Raw genomic sequence first — 16,112 nt, forward strand, 5'->3', positions numbered from 1 at the left:
TTTGGGTGACGATGTTGCCGGCCCAATGATTTCTCATCCTTCAAGACGAACCTCGCAGTTCCTGCGCAACAGGGGCGCTCATGCCCCTTTCCCGCGCTGTGCGTGATCGCTAACATCAACAGGAAAGGGAGGACCGACATGACTGAACCGATCCGTTGGGGCATCCTCGGGGCATCCAATTTCGCAAGCGAGCATATGGGCCCTGCGATCCATATGGCAGACAATGCCGAATTGGCCGCTCTGGCGACGTCCAGCCCGGCCAAGGCCGCGCCGTTCCGTGCCATGCAGCCACGCCTGAGGGTCCATGACAGCTATGACGCGCTGCTTGCGGATCCCGAGATCGACGCGGTCTACGTGCCGCTGCCCAACCACCTGCACGTGGAGTGGACGAGGAAGGCGCTGGAAGCGGGCAAGCATGTGCTGACGGAAAAGCCCATCGCCATGCGGGCAGACGAGATCGACGCGCTAATCGCCCTGCGCGACAAGACAGGCCTGCTGGCGACCGAGGCCTACATGATCGTCCACCACCCGCAATGGCAACGCGCCCGCGAGATCGTGCAATCGGGCGAGCTGGGCACCCTGACCCATGTGGAGGGCGTCTTCACCTACAACAACGCCGAGGACACCGCGAATGTCCGCAACGACCCGGCCAAGGGCGGCGGCGGCATTCCCGATATCGGCGTCTATACCTATGGCAGCACCCGCTGGGTCACCGGGCAGGAGCCGCAGGAGATCACCCATGCCGACCTGACCTTCGAGAACGGCGTCGACGTGATCGCACGCGTCGCGGCCCGGTTCGACGGCTTCACCGCGCATTTCGTCAATTCCATGCGCCTGCATCCCTTCCAGGAGATGCTGTTCATGGGCGATGCGGGCTGGTTGCGGCTGACCGCGCCGTTCAACCCCATCGTCTTCGGTGAGGCCAAGCTGGAGGTGCGGTCCAACCAGGGCGAACGCATGGAACGTTTCCCATCGGACTGGCACTACAAGACCCAGGTCGAGAATTTCGGCAAGGCGATCCGCGTGGGGGCCGATTACCCGTGGTCGCTGGAGGACGCCAGGGGAACGCAGGCGATGATCGACGCTGTTTTCGAAAAGGGCGGGCGCGGCTAGACTGCCCCAACAGGAGGAATCGCCATGGCCGACCCCAATGAATTCGACGACGTGATGCCCGAGAACACCGCCCGGCGCGAGCCCTCCGGGCCTGTCGAGGAGAACCTGTTCCTGCGGCTGATCTACATGATCATCATCGGCATCCTGCTGTCCTTCGTGGGCACGATCATCGGCATCCTCGCGCTGGTTCAGTTCATCCTGGCGCTGGTCAACAACAAGGTGCCCAATGAACGGGTGGCCGAGTTCGGTACGACCCTGGGGATGTGGGTGGCCAAGGCCGCGCGCTACCAGACCTTTGCCTCGGAAGAGAAACCCTGGCCCTGGACCGAGCTGGATTGATGGGGGCGGTCAATACCTGCCTGTGGTTCGATGGCGACGCCGAAGAAGCGGCGCGGTTCTATGTCGACCTGATCCCCGGTTCCGAACTGGGCGCGATCACCCCCGGCCCGGGCGGCAAGGCGCTGATCGTGACGCTTAGCATCGGCGGTGCGCGGTTCAGCTTTCTCAATGGCGGGCCGCGTTACAAACTGACCCCCGCCGCCTCGATCCAGGTCTTCACCGAGGATCAGGCGGAAACCGACCGCCTCTGGGACGCTCTGACAGAAGGTGGCGAGGAAAGCATGTGCGCCTGGTGTGTCGACCGGTTCGGCGTCAGCTGGCAGGTCGTGCCGAAAGCCTTGCCGATGTATGTGGGCGGGCCGGATGAACAGGGCCGCGCCCGTGCGACGGAAGCCATGATGCAGATGCGAAAGATCGACATCGCGGCGTTGAAAGCCGCCTACGAAGGCACATGAAATCCCACCTGCGCATCTTCGATCTTGACCGGGGCGGGGCGGAAACGCTCATGGTCCATGACGGCCATATCGAGGCCCCGAACTGGGATCCGTCCGGCAGCACGTTGATCGTGAATGGTGGCGGGCTGCTCTACCGCGTGCCGCTGGAAGCGCCCGGGTTGCAACGCATCGACACGGGCTTTGCGGTGCATTGCAACAACGACCACGGGATTTCCCCCAGTGGCGCGACACTGATCATTTCCGACAGCAGCGAGGATGGCGACAGCGCCGTCTATACCCTCTCCGCCCAGGGCGGGCGGCCGCTGCGGATTACGCCGAACACGCCCTCCTATTGGCACGGGGTCAGTCCCGATGGCCGCGAACTGGCCTTTGTCGGCAATCGCGGGGCAGGGTTCCAGGTTTTCACCGTGCCGGTCGAGGGCGGCGAGGAAACCCGGCTGACAGAGGATTTCGACCATTGCGACGGGCCGGATTACACACCCGATGGTCAGTGGATCTGGTTCAACGGCGAACGTGGCGGGGCGGTCGACCTGTGGCGGATGCAGCGCGACGGGTCCGGGCTGGAGCGCATGACTGCGGATGAGGCCGTGAACTGGTTTCCGCATCCCTCGCCCAATGGCGACTGCGTGGTCTATCTGGCCTATCCGCCGGGCACGCAGGGGCATCCGGGCGGCTTGGACGTGGAACTGCGCCTCTTGCCCGCAGATGGTGGCGCACCGAAGACTTTGCTGGCGCTGCATGGCGGGCAGGGCACGATCAATGTGCCAAGCTGGGCGCCTGAGGGCCGGCGCTTTGCCTTTGTCAGCTACGAGGATGAGGGTGCGTGATGGCCGGAGGCTGGTCCCGCGATGGTGCGGAAAACGAACAGATCGAAGCCTCGATCGCCGAGGAGCTTGAGCGTCTGCGCGCCCGGCAGGGGCCGTCCGGAGAGAGTTTCACCCATTGCGCCGAATGCGACGAGGAAATCCCCCAGAAGCGCCGCCTTGCCATTCCGGGCGTGAAACTCTGCATCGACTGCGCGTCCGAACGCGATGGCCGAAATGCCCCGCGCGCCGCGATCAATCGGCGCGGGTCGAAGGACAGTCAGTTGAAGTGAGGGGCGCTGCCCCTCTTGGCCTGCCGGCCAATTCACCCCGGGATATTTTCCGGTCCAAAGAAAGGGCCGGTTCGGTGACATTGACGAGGCTGCCTGACCGTGCGGGAAAGGCGGGGCGCGGATGGCCGCGCCGCCGGACTAGTCTTCCATCGCTTCCAGCTCGTCGATCATACCCTCGATCATGGCCAGGCCCTTGTCCCAGAAGGCCGGGTCGGAGGCATCCAGGCCAAAGGGTGCCAGAAGCTCGGAATGGTGCTTGGACCCGCCCGCCTTGAGCATGTCGAAATACTTGTCCTGAAAGCCCTCTGGCGCGGCCTCGTAGGCGGCATAGAGCGCGTTCACCAGCCCGTCGCCAAAGGCATAGGCATAGACGTAGAAGGGCGAGTGGACGAAATGCGGGATATAGGCCCAGAAGGTCTCGTAGCCGTCCATGAATTCGAAAACCGGGCCGAGGCTTTCGCCCTGCACGGACATCCACAGCGTGTTGATGTCGTCGGGCGTCAGCTCGCCGCCCCGGCGGGCGTCGTGCAGCTTGCACTCGAAATCGTAGAAGGCGATCTGGCGGACGACCGTGTTGATCATGTCCTCGACCTTGCCGGCCAGCAGCACCTTGCGCTCGGCGTCGCTCGGCGCCTCGGCCAGCAGCTTGCGGAAGGTCAGCATTTCGCCGAAGACGGATGCCGTTTCGGCCAGCGTCAGCGGGGTAGAGGACAAAAGCTCCCCCTGTTCGGCGGCCAGGACCTGGTGCACGCCGTGACCCAGCTCGTGCGCCAGCGTCATGACATCGCGCGGTTTGCCCAGGTAGTTGAGCATCACGTAGGGGTGCACGGTGGTGACGGTCGGGTGTGCGAAGGCACCCGGCGCCTTGCCCGCCTTGACCGGCGCGTCGATCCAACCCTTGTCGAAAAACGGCTGTGCGAGGTCGGCCATCCGGGGATCGAAGCCGGCATAAGCGGTCATGACGGTGTCGCGGGCCTCATCCCAGTCGACGATGCGGTCGCTTTCCATGGGCAGGGGGGCATTGCGGTCCCAGACCTGCATCTTGTCGAGGCCGAGCCATTTCGCCTTGAGCGCATAATAGCGGTGGCTGAGGCGCGGATAGGCCGCGACGACAGCGTTGCGCAGGGCCTCGACCACCTCGGGTTCCACGTCATTGGCCAGATGGCGGCCGGTCTGCGGGCTGGGCATGCCGCGCCAGCGGTCCTCGATTTCCTTTTCCTTGGCCAGCGTGTTGTGGACCCGGGCGAAGAGGGTGACGTTTTCACCGAAGACGCGGGCCAGTTCGCGTGCGCCCTTTTCGCGGGTGGTGCGATCCTGTTCCGACAGAAGGTTCAGCGTCGCCTCGATGCCCTGCGGCTCGCCGTCGATCTCGAATTCCAGTCCCGCGATGGTTTCGTCGAACAGCTTGTTCCAGGCCGAGGCACCGACAACGGATTGGTCGTGCAGGAATTTCTCCAGTTCATCGGACAGCTGGTAGGGCTTCATCTTGCGGATGCGGTCGAAGACCGGCTTGTAGCGGGCGAGCTCGGGATCCGCGGCCAGCAGGTCCTGCAACGCGGCCTCGTCGAGGCGGTTGAATTCCAGGCTCCAGAAGACGAGCGGCGTGGTGTATGCGGTGATCTTGTCCTGGCAATCGGACAGGAATTTTGCGCGGCCGGCATCCGTGGTCTGCTGGTAGTACCGCAACCCGGCAAAGGACATGATCCGCCCGGCGACGATGTCGATCCGTTCGTAGCGCTGCACGGCCTCCAGCAACCCGGTAGCGTCCAGCGTGTCCAGCTTGCCCTCGTAATCGGTGGCGAAGCTCTGGCAAGCCTCTTCCAGCCAATCCAGGTCGCGCTTGAGTTCCGGCGCGTCCTCGGCGGTGTAGAGGTCGCCCAGGTCCCATTCGGGCAGGTCTCCCAGGGGCCGCCCCCCGTTCGCGTTCGCGTCGAATACCGGCTGCTTGGTCATGTGGGCCTCATTTCTTTGACGTTTTGTCCTACTTATGGGCGCGATGGCCGCTTGACCAGTGCTAGCCGTACTGCGCCAGCATCTCGTGCAGGTCGGACAGCGTGTTGATCTCGGCCAGCGGTTTGTCATGGCGCCAGCGGGCCATGCGGGGAAAGCGCAGCGCGATGCCCGACTTGTGGCGCGGGCTTTCCTGGATGCCCTCGAAGGCGATCTCGAAAACCAGTTCGGGCGGCACCTGCCGGACGGGGCCGAACCGTTGCAGCGTGTTCTTGCGGACCCACCTCGTGATCTCGCGGAACTCGGCATCGGTCAGGCCGGAATAGGCCTTGGTGAAGGGGGTGAACCCGTCGCCGTCGCGCACGGCGAAGGTGAAATCGGTGAACAGGTTCGCCCGCCGGCCGTGGCCGGCCTGGGCATAGATCATCACCGCGTCCACGGTCAGCGGGTCGACCTTCCATTTCCACCAATCGCCCTTCTTGCGGCCCGCCAGGTAGGGCGAGCTGCGCCGTTTCAGCATCAGCCCTTCGGCATTGTGATCGCGCGAGGCGGCCCGGATGCGGGCCAGTGCGTTCCAGCTGTCGCCGGTGACCTCGGGCGACAGGCGCAGAGGCACCTCGGGCGGCAAGTCCGCCACCAGCGTTTCGAGCTGCGCGCGGCGGTCGGTCAAGGGCTTCTCGCGGATGTCCCGGCCGTCCTGCTCCAGCAGATCATAGGCCATCAAGACAACCGGCACCTCGGCCAGCAGTTTCTTGGGCACGCTTTTGCGCCCGATCCGTTTCTGCAGGGCGTTGAAGGGCAGTGGGCCGTCGCGCCAGGCCAGAAGCTCGCCGTCGATCACCGTGCCGGGGGGCAGGAAATCGACCAGCCGGCCCAGTTCCGGGAGACGGTCGGTCATCAACTCCTCGCCCCGTGACCACAGGTGGTGTTCACCGCCGCGCAGCACCAGTTGCGCGCGGATGCCGTCCCATTTGCGGTCGATGAACCAGTCGGAGGGCGGGCCGAGCGCATCGCGGTCCTCAAGCTGGTATGCCAGGTAGAACGGGTAGGGGCGGCTGAGATCGGCGCGGGGGTCATGCGCCTCTATCAGGGAGGACCAGCTGGTGGTTTCCGGCGTCCACGACCCCATCAACTTGTGGGTCAGCGCCGCGTCGTCCTGCCCGGTGGCCTGCGCCAGGGCGCGGGTCATCAGTTTCTGGCTGACGCCGATACGGAAACCGCCGGTCAGCAGCTTGGTGAAAAGGAAGCGTTCGGTCCGGTCCAGGCTGTCCCAGGCGGCGAGGATGCCGGCCTTCCGGGCGTCCTCGTCCAGCTTGGACAGGCGCTGCAACTCGCCGATCCAGTGGGACAGGGGCTTGCCGGTTTCCGTGGTGGGAGGGGGCAGGACAAGGGCGATGGTCTCGGCCAGGTCGCCCACCACCGGATAGCTTTCCTCGAACAGCCAGAGCGGGACGCCGGCCCGTTCGGCGGCCCACTCGCGCAGCCGCGTGGTGGTGATGACACGCCGCGGGCGGCGGCCGGAAAACAGCGCCACGCACCACAGCTTGTCCGCATCCTGCGCCGTCTGGAAAAACTCGGCCATGGCGGCCACCTTGACCGTGGTGCGGGTGGTCTGGTCGAGCGTGGTGAAGAGCCGGGCGAAACCCTTCATTCGTCCTCTCCGCCGTCCAGACTTTCGCCATCATACTCGGTGCTGACAACATGCGCGTCATAGCCCTGATCGGCCAGCCAGCGGCGGAAAGGACCGGTATAGCCGTGGGTGACGAAGACCCGGTCCGCCCCGGTGGCGCGGATCGCGTCGTTCAGGCCGGTCCAGTCGGCGTGGTCCGACACGATGAACCCCCTGTCCGCCGCCCGCCTGCGCCGCACTCCGCGCAGGGCCATCCAGCCGCTGGCAAACCCGCTGGACTGGGGTTTGAACCGACGCGCCCAGGCCGAGCCAAGCGCCGAGGGCGGGGCAAGGACCAACGCACCGGTCCGGGATGTCAGGTCGATTTCCGGGGTGACCAATTCGGTATGGGGCAGGGCAATCCCCTGGCTGCGCAGCACCGCGTTTGTATTCTCGATCGCGCCATGGGTCAGGATCGGGGCGATCTCCGGGTCGACAAGCCGCAGCAGACGTTGCGCCTTACCCAGGGAATAGGCCCCCAGAAGCGAAAACCGCCCCGCTGCCGCATTGTCGCGCCACCAGCTGTTGATCTGGTCGGCCAGCACCTCCTGCGGCGTCCAGTTGAAGACCGGCAGGCCGAAGGTGCATTCGGTTATGAAGCTGTGGCAGGCGACGGGTTCGAACGGTTCCGACAATCCGTCATCCACGGTCTTGTAGTCGCCTGACACGACCCAGACCTCGCCGCCCGTCTCGACCCGGATCTGTGCCGAGCCGGGGACATGACCGGCCGGGTGAAAAGAGACGGTCGCATCGCCGATGCGGGTCTGTGCGCCGTAAGTGGTGGTCTGCAAGGCAATACTGCCGCCCAAACGGTGCCGGATCACCGGGGCGGCGGCCTCGGTCGCCATGTAGCGCCCCATTCCCGCGCGGGCGTGGTCGGCATGGCCGTGGGTGATCAGGGCGCGCGGCACCGGCCGCCATGGGTCGATCCAGAAATCGCCCGCCGGACAGTAGATGCCCGCCTCGGTAAAGGTCAGAACCCCGCTCATGTCCCTAGTCTAGCGCAGCGAGGGGAGTGGTCGAGCGGGTCAGGCGGCCAGGCGCCGGGGATCGTCGAACATCTCGACGCAACGATCGAACAGGGCCGCGCGGATTTCGGGCACCTCGAGGATCACCTCGTGCTTGCCGCCCTCAAGCTCTACCAGTTCTCCCCCCGGCCAGCTGGCCATGCGCTCGCGGATTCGGGCTGGATCGACGATCTCCTCTTGCGATCCGAGAAAGCACAGGCAAGGCACGGCAGGCGATGGCCGCTGCGCCAGGTTGCGGGCTTCGCGCAGGGCTTCGTTCAGCCAGTGCAGGGACGGACCGCCAAGGGCGAGGCCCGGCTCGGCCTCGATCTGTTCCTTGAGGAGGGCGAACATCTCCGGGTCGTTGGTCAGGGTGTTCGTCTCGAAGCCTTCGCGCAGCACGTAGGTTTCGGCCTGCTGGCCCGGCGCGAAGACATGCGAAAACCCCAAGGGGCGGCTGACGGTGCTCAGTCCCCAGGCCAGCGGCCGCAGGTAGGGAGCGATGGAAATCCCCCACATCGGGGCGGAAAAAGCCGCGGTTTCAACGGGGTAGTCTTCGTAAAGCGCCCTGAGGCCGATCGCCCCGCCCATGGAATGGGCCAGCAGGTGAAAGGGTTCCGGCAAGCCAAGCGTCCGGGCATGGGCCACGGCGGCACGGGCATCGATCTGGTAGTCGCTGAACCTGCCGACATGGCCGACGGCCGGGTTCTTGTGCAGCCGGTCTGCCAACCCCTGACCGCGCCAGTCGATCGCAAGAGAGGCATAGCCACGCGTGGCGAAATCGGCGGCGGCAGGCCCGTATTTTTCCACGTATTCCGTGCGGCCGGGGAACATGATCACCGTCCCCCGTGCACCGTCGACGGGCCAATGGCCGATGCGCAGGCGCACGCCGTCCGGCGTCATCACCCAGTGGGCGATACCGCTTTCGTTGCGCGCCGTGCGCCCATTATACGGGGCCTGCTCCATCCCTGTTTAGCCCAGCACACCCGCCAGCTTCATGGCCATGCCCATATCGCCATCCACGGACAGCTTGCCGGTCATGAAGGCGGCGGTCGGGTTCTCGTCGCCTTCCAAAATCGCCTTGAAGGTCTCGGCGCTGGCGGTCAGGGTCACGTCGGCCTCGTCATCGGCGGCGCGGGCACCGTCCGAATCGATCATCACGGCCCCTTCGTCCTCGATGACGAATTTGGCGGTGCCGTCGAAATCGGCGCCGTCCATCTTGGCATTCAGCGCGGTGACGGCTTCGGAGATTACGTCGCTCATGTCTGTCGGGTCCTTTTGCTCGTTTGTGATCACCCGCCTCTGGTATCGGGCGCACTCTGGGTTACATTGAGAATATGGCCACGGACAGAAACAGCTTCAAACATATCGTTGCGGCATTTGCTCTCGCAGTCGGGTTTTCCACACCTTGCGCGGCGCAAAGCGATCGGCTCGACCGCTTGTTCGATGAGTTGAAGGGGGCGGATACGCAGCAGGCCGCCCGGCTCGAAGGGCAGATTCGTTCTGAATGGTCGAAAAGCGGCTCGCCCGCGATGGACCTGTTGCTGCGCCGGGGCGAAGAGGCGCTGGAGGCTGGCGAGCCGCAGGTCGCGGCTGAACACCTGACCGCGCTTATCGACCATGCGCCGGATTTCGCAGAGGCCTATCACGCGCGCGCCAGTGCCCATTTCGCGCTGGAGCTCTACGGCCCCGCCCTGGACGATCTGCGGCAAGCCTTGGTTCTCAACCCGCGCCATTTCGGGGCGCTGACCGGCTTTGCGGTCATCCTTCAGGAGTTGGAACGTCCGAGACAGGCGCTTGAGGTTTATCGGCGGATCGAACAGATAAGTCCCAATTCGCCGGACCTGGCGCCAGCGATCGAACAGCTGGAAATGCAATTGGACGGATCCTCGATCTAGACCCGTCCCATTCAAGGGGGCCAATTCATGCCCGAGCCTGCCCGGATCACGGCGGTCCTTGGCCCGACCAATACCGGCAAGACCCATTACGCCATCGAACGGATGCTGGCGCACCGGACCGGCATCATCGGCCTGCCGCTGCGCCTTCTGGCGCGCGAGGTTTATGACCGCATCGTCGCGGTGCGCGGCCCGTCGGTCGTGGCGCTGATCACCGGCGAGGAGCGCATCGTGCCGGACCGGGCGCAATACTGGGTCTGCACGGTCGAGGCCATGCCCGAGGGGATGGGCTGCGATTTCCTGGCGGTGGACGAGATCCAGCTGTGCAACGACCCCGAACGTGGCCATGTCTTTACCGACCGCCTGCTGCGGGCACGCGGGCTGAACGAAACGCTTTTCATGGGTTCGGAGACCATGCGCGGGGCCATCGCCGCGATGGTGCCGCGGGCGCAATTCATGAAACGGGAACGGTTCTCCGAGCTGACCTATTCAGGTTCGAAAAAGATAAGCCGGATGCCCGGACGGTCGGCCATCGTGGGGTTCTCGGTCGATAATGTCTATGCGATTGCCGAGCTGCTGCGCCGCCAGAAGGGCGGGGCGGCGGTGGTGATGGGGGCGCTCAGCCCGCGCACCCGCAACGCCCAGGTGGCGATGTATCAGAACGGCGACGTGGACTACCTTGTCGCCACGGATGCGATCGGGATGGGGTTGAACCTCGATATCGACCATGTGGCGTTCTCGTCGCTGACGAAATTCGATGGACGCCGCATGCGCCACCTGCAACCCGACGAGTTGGCCCAGATCGCGGGCCGGGCCGGGCGGCACATGAACCACGGCACGTTCGGCGTGACCGGAGAGGCGCCCGAGATCGACGAACCGGTTGTCGACGCGATCACCAACCACCAGTTCCGGCCCGTCAAGAAACTGCAATGGCGCAACGCGCGGCTGGATTTCGGCTCGCCCGATCGGCTGATCCGGTCGCTGGAACAACGCACCGAGGACGAGTGGCTGACCCGCGTGCGCGACAGCGACGACCTGCTGGCGCTGAAGTCGCTGGCCCAGGATGCAGAAGTGCAGGCGCGGGCCAGCGATGGCCAGTCCGTCCGGTTGCTGTGGGATGTCTGCCGCATCCCCGACTTCCGGGGGATCAGCCATGCCGAGCATGCCCAGATGCTGACCCAGATCTACGGCTTCCTGCACGAAAGTGGCCGGGTGCCCGACGACTGGATGGCGCGCCAGGTCAAGCGAATCGACCGCACGACCGGCGATATCGACACGTTGTCGAAGCGCTTGGCATATATCCGCACATGGACCTACGTGGCGCAGCGCAAGGGCTGGGTTGCCGACGAATCTCATTGGCGCGACGCGACGCGCGCTGTAGAAGATCGCCTGTCAGACGCGTTGCACGATGCGCTGACCCAAAGATTTGTGGACCGGCGGACATCTGTCTTGCTTCGCCGGCTCAAGCAGAAGGAGGGCCTTGTGGCCGACGTGAACGAACAGGGTGAAGTGACTGTCGAGGGGCAGTTTGTGGGCAAACTGGAAGGCTTCCGGTTCCGCCAGGACCAGAGCGCCAGTCCCGACGAGGCCAAGACCCTCCGGCAGGCGTCGCTGCAGGCGCTTCAGCCGCAATTCAGCCTGCGCGCCGACCGGTTCTACAATGCGCCCGATACCGAGCTTGATTTCACCGAGCAGGGCGGACTGATGTGGGGCGAGCAGGCCGTGGGCAAGCTGGTGGCCGGCGAGGAGCCGCTCAAGCCGCGCGTCGAGGCCTTCGTGGATGACGAGGCCGGGCCGGACGTGGCCCAGAAGGTCCAGCGCCGCTTGCAGCATTTCATCGACCGCAAGATCGCCGCCCTCTTCGAGCCGATGCTGGCGATGCAGAAGGACGAGACGCTGACCGGGCTGGCAAAGGGCTTTGCCTTCCGCATGGTCGAAGGCTTTGGCGTGATCCCGCGTGGCGAGGTTGCACAGGACGTGAAGGCGCTGGACCAGGAGGCGCGTGGCGCCTTGCGCAAGCACGGCGTTCGCTTCGGTCAGTTCACCATCTTCATGCCGCTGTTGTTGAAGCCGGCGCCGACGCGGCTGCGGCTGGTGCTGTGGTCTCTGGCCAAGGGGCTCGACACCTTCCCCGAATCCCCGCCGCCGGGGCTTGTGACCGTTCCCACGGTCGAAGGCGCGGCACCGGGCACCTATGCGATGTCCGGCTACCGCGCCGCGGGCGAACGGGCGATCCGGATCGACATGCTGGAACGCCTTGCCGATATGCTGCGAGATCAGGATACGCGCGGCGGCTTCGAGGCAACCGCCGATATGCTGTCGATCACGGGCATGACGCTGGAACAATTCGCCGGGCTGATGCAGGGCCTCGGCTACAAGGCGGAGCGCGGTGAACGCGAAAAGGTCAAGCCGGTCGATCAGGCCGTGGCCGAAGCGCCGGATGTTGTGGCCAAGGCGGACCTGCCCGCTGAAACCGCGGCGGACAAGGCCGAGGAAATCCCCGATGAGGGCGTCGCCCCCGTGGCCGAAACCGCCCCCGAGACCGCCGAGGTGGCGCCCGATATCCCGGCTGCATCCGAGGGAGAAACGCCGGTGGGCGAGGCGCCCGATGCGGGTGTCGCCGAACCCGAGGTCGAGGTCTATTACACCTTCACATGGGGCGGGGGCCGCCGGGGCAACCAGCAGAACCGCAAGCCGCAAGGCAAGGCGGGCGGCCCAAAGGGCAAGCGTGGCAAGCCGCAGGGCGGCAAGGGCGGCGGCAAGGGCCAGCGCTTCGAGGCCAAGCCGCCCCGCAAGGAAAAGCAGATCGACCCGGACAACCCCTTTGCGCAGGCGCTTGCGGGGCTCAAGTCAGGGAAATAGTTTGGAGCCAATTCAAAGGAGCTCATTTTGACCGACTCTAAAGCAAAATTAACTGCTGATGAAGCGATCGAGCGTGCTTTTGCCTTATTTGCGCGTTTCGTGCAAAGAGACACCAATCTTTCAAACGTCTTGCTAGAACAGCTGGAACCTACTGATGAAGGATGGCTGGTTTCCATTGGGTTCGATGGTAAACGTCAGGAGATCAGCGAACCGTCCTCGACTGGGGCTATGGCGGCCCTTAGCGGATTTGGTCAGAAAACGACGAAAACAGTTCGAGAAGTACGCCACTTTCATTTGGGTGAAGAAGGCGAATTTCTGCGTATGAGCTAATTCATTGTATCGTGTTTTGTTGGATAGTGGCCCATTGGTCCTCTTCTTGGCGGGCGCTTTACGACCAGATTTGATCGGAACAGGAAAGACTAAGCAACACAACCTGCAAATGTTCCAACGTCTCAAGTTGGAGTTGGACAGCGCTAGTGCACATGTCTCTCTTCCCAACGTTCTGTCAGAAGCGTCCAATCATCTTGGTTCGGGCAAACAAGTTGCCGTTCCTCATGCCGCAGAGGCACTTTCTGCATATATCTCCAAGGTCGAGGAAATATTTCATCCTAGTGAGGAAGTGGTTGCACGTCCCGAATACCCCAGTGTCGGACTAACCGATGCCTCAATAATCGCTTGCACACCAAGACTGTTGGAACAACGCGTCCGCGTCTTCACCCAAGACTACGAATTACATGGAAGGCTTTGTAGTTTTGATGTGGATTGTGTGAACATCATGCATTGGAGGACACCTGAACGTTGAGTCCCGCGAATACGATCCGTTTGGACAAGTGGCTTTGGCAAGCGCGGTTTTTCAAGACACGCAGCCTGGCCGCCAGGGTGGTCCAGTCGGGAAAGGTTCGGGTGGACGGCACCCCTGTCTCCAAGCCGGCCCGCGCCGTCGGGCCGGGCATCGTTCTGACCTTTCCCCAGGCCGACCGGGTCAGGGTGGTCAGGATCGTGGCGCTGGGCGAGCGAAGGGGCCCGGCCCCCGAGGCGCAGGGCCTCTACGAGGATCTGACTCCGGCGGAAGAAAAATCTCCCAAAACGCCGCGCTTTGACGGGAAGGGGCGCCCCTCGCGACGCGACCGCGAGAACCGCGCGGCTTTCCTGCGCGACATCGGGTCCTGACCGCTTGCGGATGGCTCGCCGGTGGACTAGCTAGGGCTCAGGACAAGTTTCGGACCGACCCATGACCTATATCGTCAACGACAACTGCATCGCCTGCAAATACACCGATTGCGTCGAGGTCTGCCCCGTGGATTGCTTCTACGAGGGTGAGAACATGCTTGTGATCCACCCCGATGAATGCATCGATTGCGGTGTCTGCGAGCCTGAATGCCCCGCCGACGCGATCCGGCCCGATACCGAGCCGGACATGGAAAAATGGGTCGAGTTCAACCGCAAGTATTCCGAGATGTGGCCGGTCATCATCACCAAGAAAGATCCTCTGCCGGACGCCGAGGAGATGGACGGAAAGCCGGGCAAGATCGACCTGTTCTCGGAAAAGCCCGGCGAAGGCGGCTAGGCGCTGATTCGCGCCGCCGTTTGACGCCTGCGAAACGCCGCCTTTGCCTTTGAAAAAAGGGGCGGTGATGTGTGCTGCGCTGCGGCGCTTCCGTGAATGTGTTTTTTGTGTTATAAAATTGTTGATGCTGCAGAAGTGTTGACCCGAGATATGACTGATTGCCCGACGGAACCTTCCGGGTTTCGGCGGGTTTTCTGTCGCCTGTGTTCAGCCACCTTGCCCGCGCAAAGCGGGTCCGGTGGCGCTTTGGAAGGATGCCATGAGCAAGAAAGCGCAATACAAACCAAACCAATTCGTGGTGTACCCAGCCCATGGAGTGGGCAAGATCGTGTCGATTGAAAAGCAGGAGGTCGCAGGCTTCGAACTGGAGCTGTTCGTGATTTCCTTCGAGAAAGACAAGATGACCCTTCGCGTGCCCACCAACAAGGCCGACGAGGTCGGCATGCGGTCCCTGTCCAGCCCGGACGTGGTGGCCGACGCGATGAAAACGCTCAAGGGCAAGGCCAAGGTCAAGAAGGCCATGTGGTCCCGCCGGGCGCAGGAATATGAACAGAAGATCAACTCCGGCGATCTGATTGCCATCGCCGAGGTCGTGCGCGACCTGCACCGCGCCGATGACCAGCGCGAGCAGAGCTATTCCGAACGTCAGCTCTACGAGGCTGCGCTGGAACGCCTGACCCGCGAGATCGCTGCCGTGAACAATGGTGACGAGACCGACGCGGCCAAGGAAATCGACGAGGTTCTGATCAGCCGCGCCGCCTGATTACGGCCAGCCGGAAAACAATCGTGAAAGCCGCGTTCCGCCGAACGGGGCTTTCTCATTTCTTGGTGGGGTGGGCCGTCAGGTCAGCGCCCGCCAGCCGATATCGGATCGATTGAACCCCTCGGGCCAATCGATCCGGTCGATCATGGCATAGGCGCGGTCGCGGGCCTCGGCCAGGGTCGCGCCGCGGGCTGTAACGTTCAGGACCCGGCCGCCGCTGGCGGTGATCCGGCCATCGCGTTCCGTCGTGCCCGCGTGAAAGACCATGTGTGCGCTGTCCTCGGGCAGATCGTCCAGCCCATTGATCACGCTGCCTTTTTCGTATGGGCCGGGATAGCCTTTGGCGGCCATCACCACGGTCATGGCATGATCATTGGCCCAATTCACCTGCATTTCGTCCAGGCGGCCCTCGGCGCAGGCTTGCATCAGGTCCAGCGCCTGGGCGCCAAGCCGCATCATCAGGACTTGGCATTCCGGGTCGCCGAAACGGACATTGTATTCCACCAGGCGCGGTTGGCCGTTCTCGATCATCAGGCCCACATATAGCACGCCCTGATAAGGGGTGCCGCGCCGCGCCATTTCCACAATCGTGGGGTTCACGATCTCGTCCATCGTCTTCTGCGCGATCGCGTCTGTCAGCACGGGGGCCGGGGAATAGGCGCCCATGCCGCCTGTATTGGGGCCCTCGTCGCCGTCGAAGGCGCGTTTGTGATCCTGGGCGGTGCCCACGGGCAGTGCGGTTTCCCCATCACACAGGACGAAGAACGAGGCCTCTTCGCCGGTCATGAACTCCTCGATCACGACCTCGGCCCCGGCGGCGCCGAATTCCCCAGAGAACATGTCGTCGATTGCGGCCAGTGCCGTGGCTTCATTCATGGCGACGATCACGCCCTTGCCCGCGGCCAGCCCGTCCGCCTTGACCACGATGGGTGCCCCCTCGGCGCGGATATGGACCTTGGCGGCCTCGGCATCGGTGAAATGGGCATAACCGGCCGTGGGCGCGTTGCACGCGTCGCAGATCTCTTTTGTGAAAGATTTCGACGCTTCCAGGCGTGCGGCGGCAGCCGAAGGTCCGAAAGCCGCAATCCCGGCGGCGCGCAGCGTGTCGGCAACCCCGGCCGCCAGGGGCGCCTCGGGGCCGATGATGACCAGATCCACCGCGTTTTCGGCGCAGAACCCCGCCACCGCATCGCCGTCGAGAATATCGAGCGAGGGGCATTCGGCAATCTGGGCGATGCCGGCATTGCCGGGGGCCACGATCAGCCGGTCGCATTTGGGGTTCTGAAGGACGGCCCAGGCCAGGGCATGTTCACGTCCACCGCTTCCGAGGATCAGGATGTTCATGGTCGCTTTTCCTTTCGCTTGCGGCCTTTTATGGTCGCAGGAAACACAGCAC

18 protein-coding genes are annotated in these 16,112 nt (G+C 64.0%); 12 read left to right on the top strand and 6 right to left on the bottom strand.

Annotated elements, in window-relative coordinates:
• The first annotated feature begins 138 nt into the window (after nt 1-138).
• Genes DFK10_RS07205 through DFK10_RS07225 form a run of 5 tightly spaced genes read left to right on the top strand, consistent with a single transcriptional unit; the run spans nt 139 to nt 3,003 of the window.
• Nucleotides 139-1,113, top strand: coding sequence for a Gfo/Idh/MocA family protein (locus DFK10_RS07205; protein ID WP_109388108.1), 975 nt, complete (start codon nt 139-141; stop codon nt 1,111-1,113).
• 24 nt (nt 1,114-1,137) lie between these two features.
• Entirely contained in the window at nt 1,138-1,452 is a 315-nt protein-coding gene (locus tag DFK10_RS07210) for a DUF4389 domain-containing protein (protein ID WP_109388110.1), read from the top strand.
• Complete coding sequence (locus DFK10_RS07215; RefSeq protein ID WP_109388112.1) at nt 1,452-1,907, top strand: VOC family protein; 456 nt, start codon at nt 1,452-1,454, stop codon at nt 1,905-1,907. Before DFK10_RS07210 ends, DFK10_RS07215 begins: the two co-directional genes overlap by 1 nt.
• A complete protein-coding gene (locus DFK10_RS07220; RefSeq protein WP_109388114.1) occupies nt 1,904-2,734 on the top strand; it encodes a TolB family protein in 831 nt (276 codons plus the stop codon). Before DFK10_RS07215 ends, DFK10_RS07220 begins: the two co-directional genes overlap by 4 nt.
• A complete protein-coding gene (locus DFK10_RS07225) occupies nt 2,734-3,003 on the top strand; it encodes a DksA/TraR family C4-type zinc finger protein (RefSeq protein ID WP_109388116.1) in 270 nt (89 codons plus the stop codon). Before DFK10_RS07220 ends, DFK10_RS07225 begins: the two co-directional genes overlap by 1 nt.
• A 138-nt stretch (nt 3,004-3,141) precedes the next feature.
• Here DFK10_RS07225 and DFK10_RS07230 read toward each other — a convergent pair whose 3' ends face one another.
• From DFK10_RS07230 to DFK10_RS07250, 5 genes are all read right to left on the bottom strand, one after another.
• Nucleotides 3,142-4,956, bottom strand: a complete 1,815-nt coding sequence (locus DFK10_RS07230; protein ID WP_109388118.1) for a M3 family oligoendopeptidase — start codon at nt 4,954-4,956, stop codon at nt 3,142-3,144.
• Nucleotides 4,957-5,017: 61 nt separating this feature from the next.
• Complete coding sequence (locus tag DFK10_RS07235; protein ID WP_109388120.1) at nt 5,018-6,604, bottom strand: ATP-dependent DNA ligase; 1,587 nt, start codon at nt 6,602-6,604, stop codon at nt 5,018-5,020.
• Complete coding sequence (locus tag DFK10_RS07240) at nt 6,601-7,611, bottom strand: ligase-associated DNA damage response exonuclease (RefSeq protein ID WP_109388122.1); 1,011 nt, start codon at nt 7,609-7,611, stop codon at nt 6,601-6,603. Before DFK10_RS07240 ends, DFK10_RS07235 begins: the two co-directional genes overlap by 4 nt.
• 39 nt (nt 7,612-7,650) lie before the next feature.
• Nucleotides 7,651-8,595 carry an alpha/beta fold hydrolase gene (locus DFK10_RS07245; protein WP_109388124.1) on the bottom strand — a complete coding sequence of 315 codons (945 nt, stop codon included), beginning with the start codon at nt 8,593-8,595 and terminating at the stop codon, nt 7,651-7,653.
• Nucleotides 8,596-8,601: 6 nt separating this feature from the next.
• Complete coding sequence (locus DFK10_RS07250; protein ID WP_109388126.1) at nt 8,602-8,892, bottom strand: SCP2 sterol-binding domain-containing protein; 291 nt, start codon at nt 8,890-8,892, stop codon at nt 8,602-8,604.
• Between the two features lie 176 nt (nt 8,893-9,068).
• Between DFK10_RS07250 and DFK10_RS07255 the strand changes: the two genes are divergently transcribed.
• From DFK10_RS07255 to DFK10_RS07275, 7 genes are all read left to right on the top strand, one after another.
• Nucleotides 9,069-9,527 (top strand): tetratricopeptide repeat protein, encoded by a 459-nt coding sequence (locus DFK10_RS07255; protein WP_235866789.1) that lies wholly within the window; start codon nt 9,069-9,071, stop codon nt 9,525-9,527.
• 27 nt (nt 9,528-9,554) lie between these two features.
• Nucleotides 9,555-12,386 (top strand): helicase-related protein, encoded by a 2,832-nt coding sequence (locus DFK10_RS07260; protein ID WP_109388130.1) that lies wholly within the window; start codon nt 9,555-9,557, stop codon nt 12,384-12,386.
• Nucleotides 12,387-12,413: 27 nt separating this feature from the next.
• Nucleotides 12,414-12,716, top strand: coding sequence for a hypothetical protein (locus DFK10_RS16210; protein WP_146193240.1), 303 nt, complete (start codon nt 12,414-12,416; stop codon nt 12,714-12,716).
• Between the two features lie 34 nt (nt 12,717-12,750).
• A complete protein-coding gene (locus DFK10_RS16215; protein WP_146193241.1) occupies nt 12,751-13,188 on the top strand; it encodes a PIN domain-containing protein in 438 nt (145 codons plus the stop codon).
• Nucleotides 13,185-13,556 carry an RNA-binding S4 domain-containing protein gene (locus tag DFK10_RS07265; protein ID WP_109388132.1) on the top strand — a complete coding sequence of 124 codons (372 nt, stop codon included), beginning with the start codon at nt 13,185-13,187 and terminating at the stop codon, nt 13,554-13,556. The genes DFK10_RS16215 and DFK10_RS07265 overlap by 4 nt, the downstream gene beginning before the upstream one ends.
• A gap of 61 nt (nt 13,557-13,617) precedes the next feature.
• Complete coding sequence (gene fdxA, locus DFK10_RS07270) at nt 13,618-13,953, top strand: ferredoxin FdxA (protein ID WP_109388134.1); 336 nt, start codon at nt 13,618-13,620, stop codon at nt 13,951-13,953.
• A gap of 259 nt (nt 13,954-14,212) precedes the next feature.
• Complete coding sequence (locus DFK10_RS07275) at nt 14,213-14,716, top strand: CarD family transcriptional regulator (protein ID WP_109388136.1); 504 nt, start codon at nt 14,213-14,215, stop codon at nt 14,714-14,716.
• 78 nt (nt 14,717-14,794) lie between these two features.
• Here DFK10_RS07275 and purD read toward each other — a convergent pair whose 3' ends face one another.
• Complete coding sequence (gene purD, locus DFK10_RS07280; RefSeq protein WP_109388138.1) at nt 14,795-16,060, bottom strand: phosphoribosylamine--glycine ligase; 1,266 nt, start codon at nt 16,058-16,060, stop codon at nt 14,795-14,797.
• Nucleotides 16,061-16,112: the final 52 nt, after the last annotated feature.

The organism is Salibaculum griseiflavum (genome assembly GCF_003129565.1).
GTDB lineage: Bacteria > Pseudomonadota > Alphaproteobacteria > Rhodobacterales > Rhodobacteraceae > Salibaculum > Salibaculum griseiflavum.

Excerpts from the sequence above, each read along its gene's own strand:
- DFK10_RS07205 (WP_109388108.1), top strand. The coding sequence starts at position 139 with ATGACTGAACCGATCCGTTGGGGCATCCTCGGGGCATCCAATTTCGCA.
- DFK10_RS07210 (WP_109388110.1), top strand. The coding sequence starts at position 1,138 with ATGGCCGACCCCAATGAATTCGACGACGTGATGCCCGAGAACACCGCC.
- DFK10_RS07215 (WP_109388112.1), top strand. The coding sequence starts at position 1,452 with ATGGGGGCGGTCAATACCTGCCTGTGGTTCGATGGCGACGCCGAAGAA.
- DFK10_RS07220 (WP_109388114.1), top strand. The coding sequence starts at position 1,904 with ATGAAATCCCACCTGCGCATCTTCGATCTTGACCGGGGCGGGGCGGAA.
- DFK10_RS07225 (WP_109388116.1), top strand. The coding sequence starts at position 2,734 with ATGGCCGGAGGCTGGTCCCGCGATGGTGCGGAAAACGAACAGATCGAA.
- DFK10_RS07230 (WP_109388118.1), bottom strand. The coding sequence starts at position 4,956 with ATGACCAAGCAGCCGGTATTCGACGCGAACGCGAACGGGGGGCGGCCC.
- DFK10_RS07235 (WP_109388120.1), bottom strand. The coding sequence starts at position 6,604 with ATGAAGGGTTTCGCCCGGCTCTTCACCACGCTCGACCAGACCACCCGC.
- DFK10_RS07240 (WP_109388122.1), bottom strand. The coding sequence starts at position 7,611 with ATGAGCGGGGTTCTGACCTTTACCGAGGCGGGCATCTACTGTCCGGCG.
- DFK10_RS07245 (WP_109388124.1), bottom strand. The coding sequence starts at position 8,595 with ATGGAGCAGGCCCCGTATAATGGGCGCACGGCGCGCAACGAAAGCGGT.
- DFK10_RS07250 (WP_109388126.1), bottom strand. The coding sequence starts at position 8,892 with ATGAGCGACGTAATCTCCGAAGCCGTCACCGCGCTGAATGCCAAGATG.
- DFK10_RS07260 (WP_109388130.1), top strand. The coding sequence starts at position 9,555 with ATGCCCGAGCCTGCCCGGATCACGGCGGTCCTTGGCCCGACCAATACC.
- fdxA (WP_109388134.1), top strand. The coding sequence starts at position 13,618 with ATGACCTATATCGTCAACGACAACTGCATCGCCTGCAAATACACCGAT.
- DFK10_RS07275 (WP_109388136.1), top strand. The coding sequence starts at position 14,213 with ATGAGCAAGAAAGCGCAATACAAACCAAACCAATTCGTGGTGTACCCA.
- purD (WP_109388138.1), bottom strand. The coding sequence starts at position 16,060 with ATGAACATCCTGATCCTCGGAAGCGGTGGACGTGAACATGCCCTGGCC.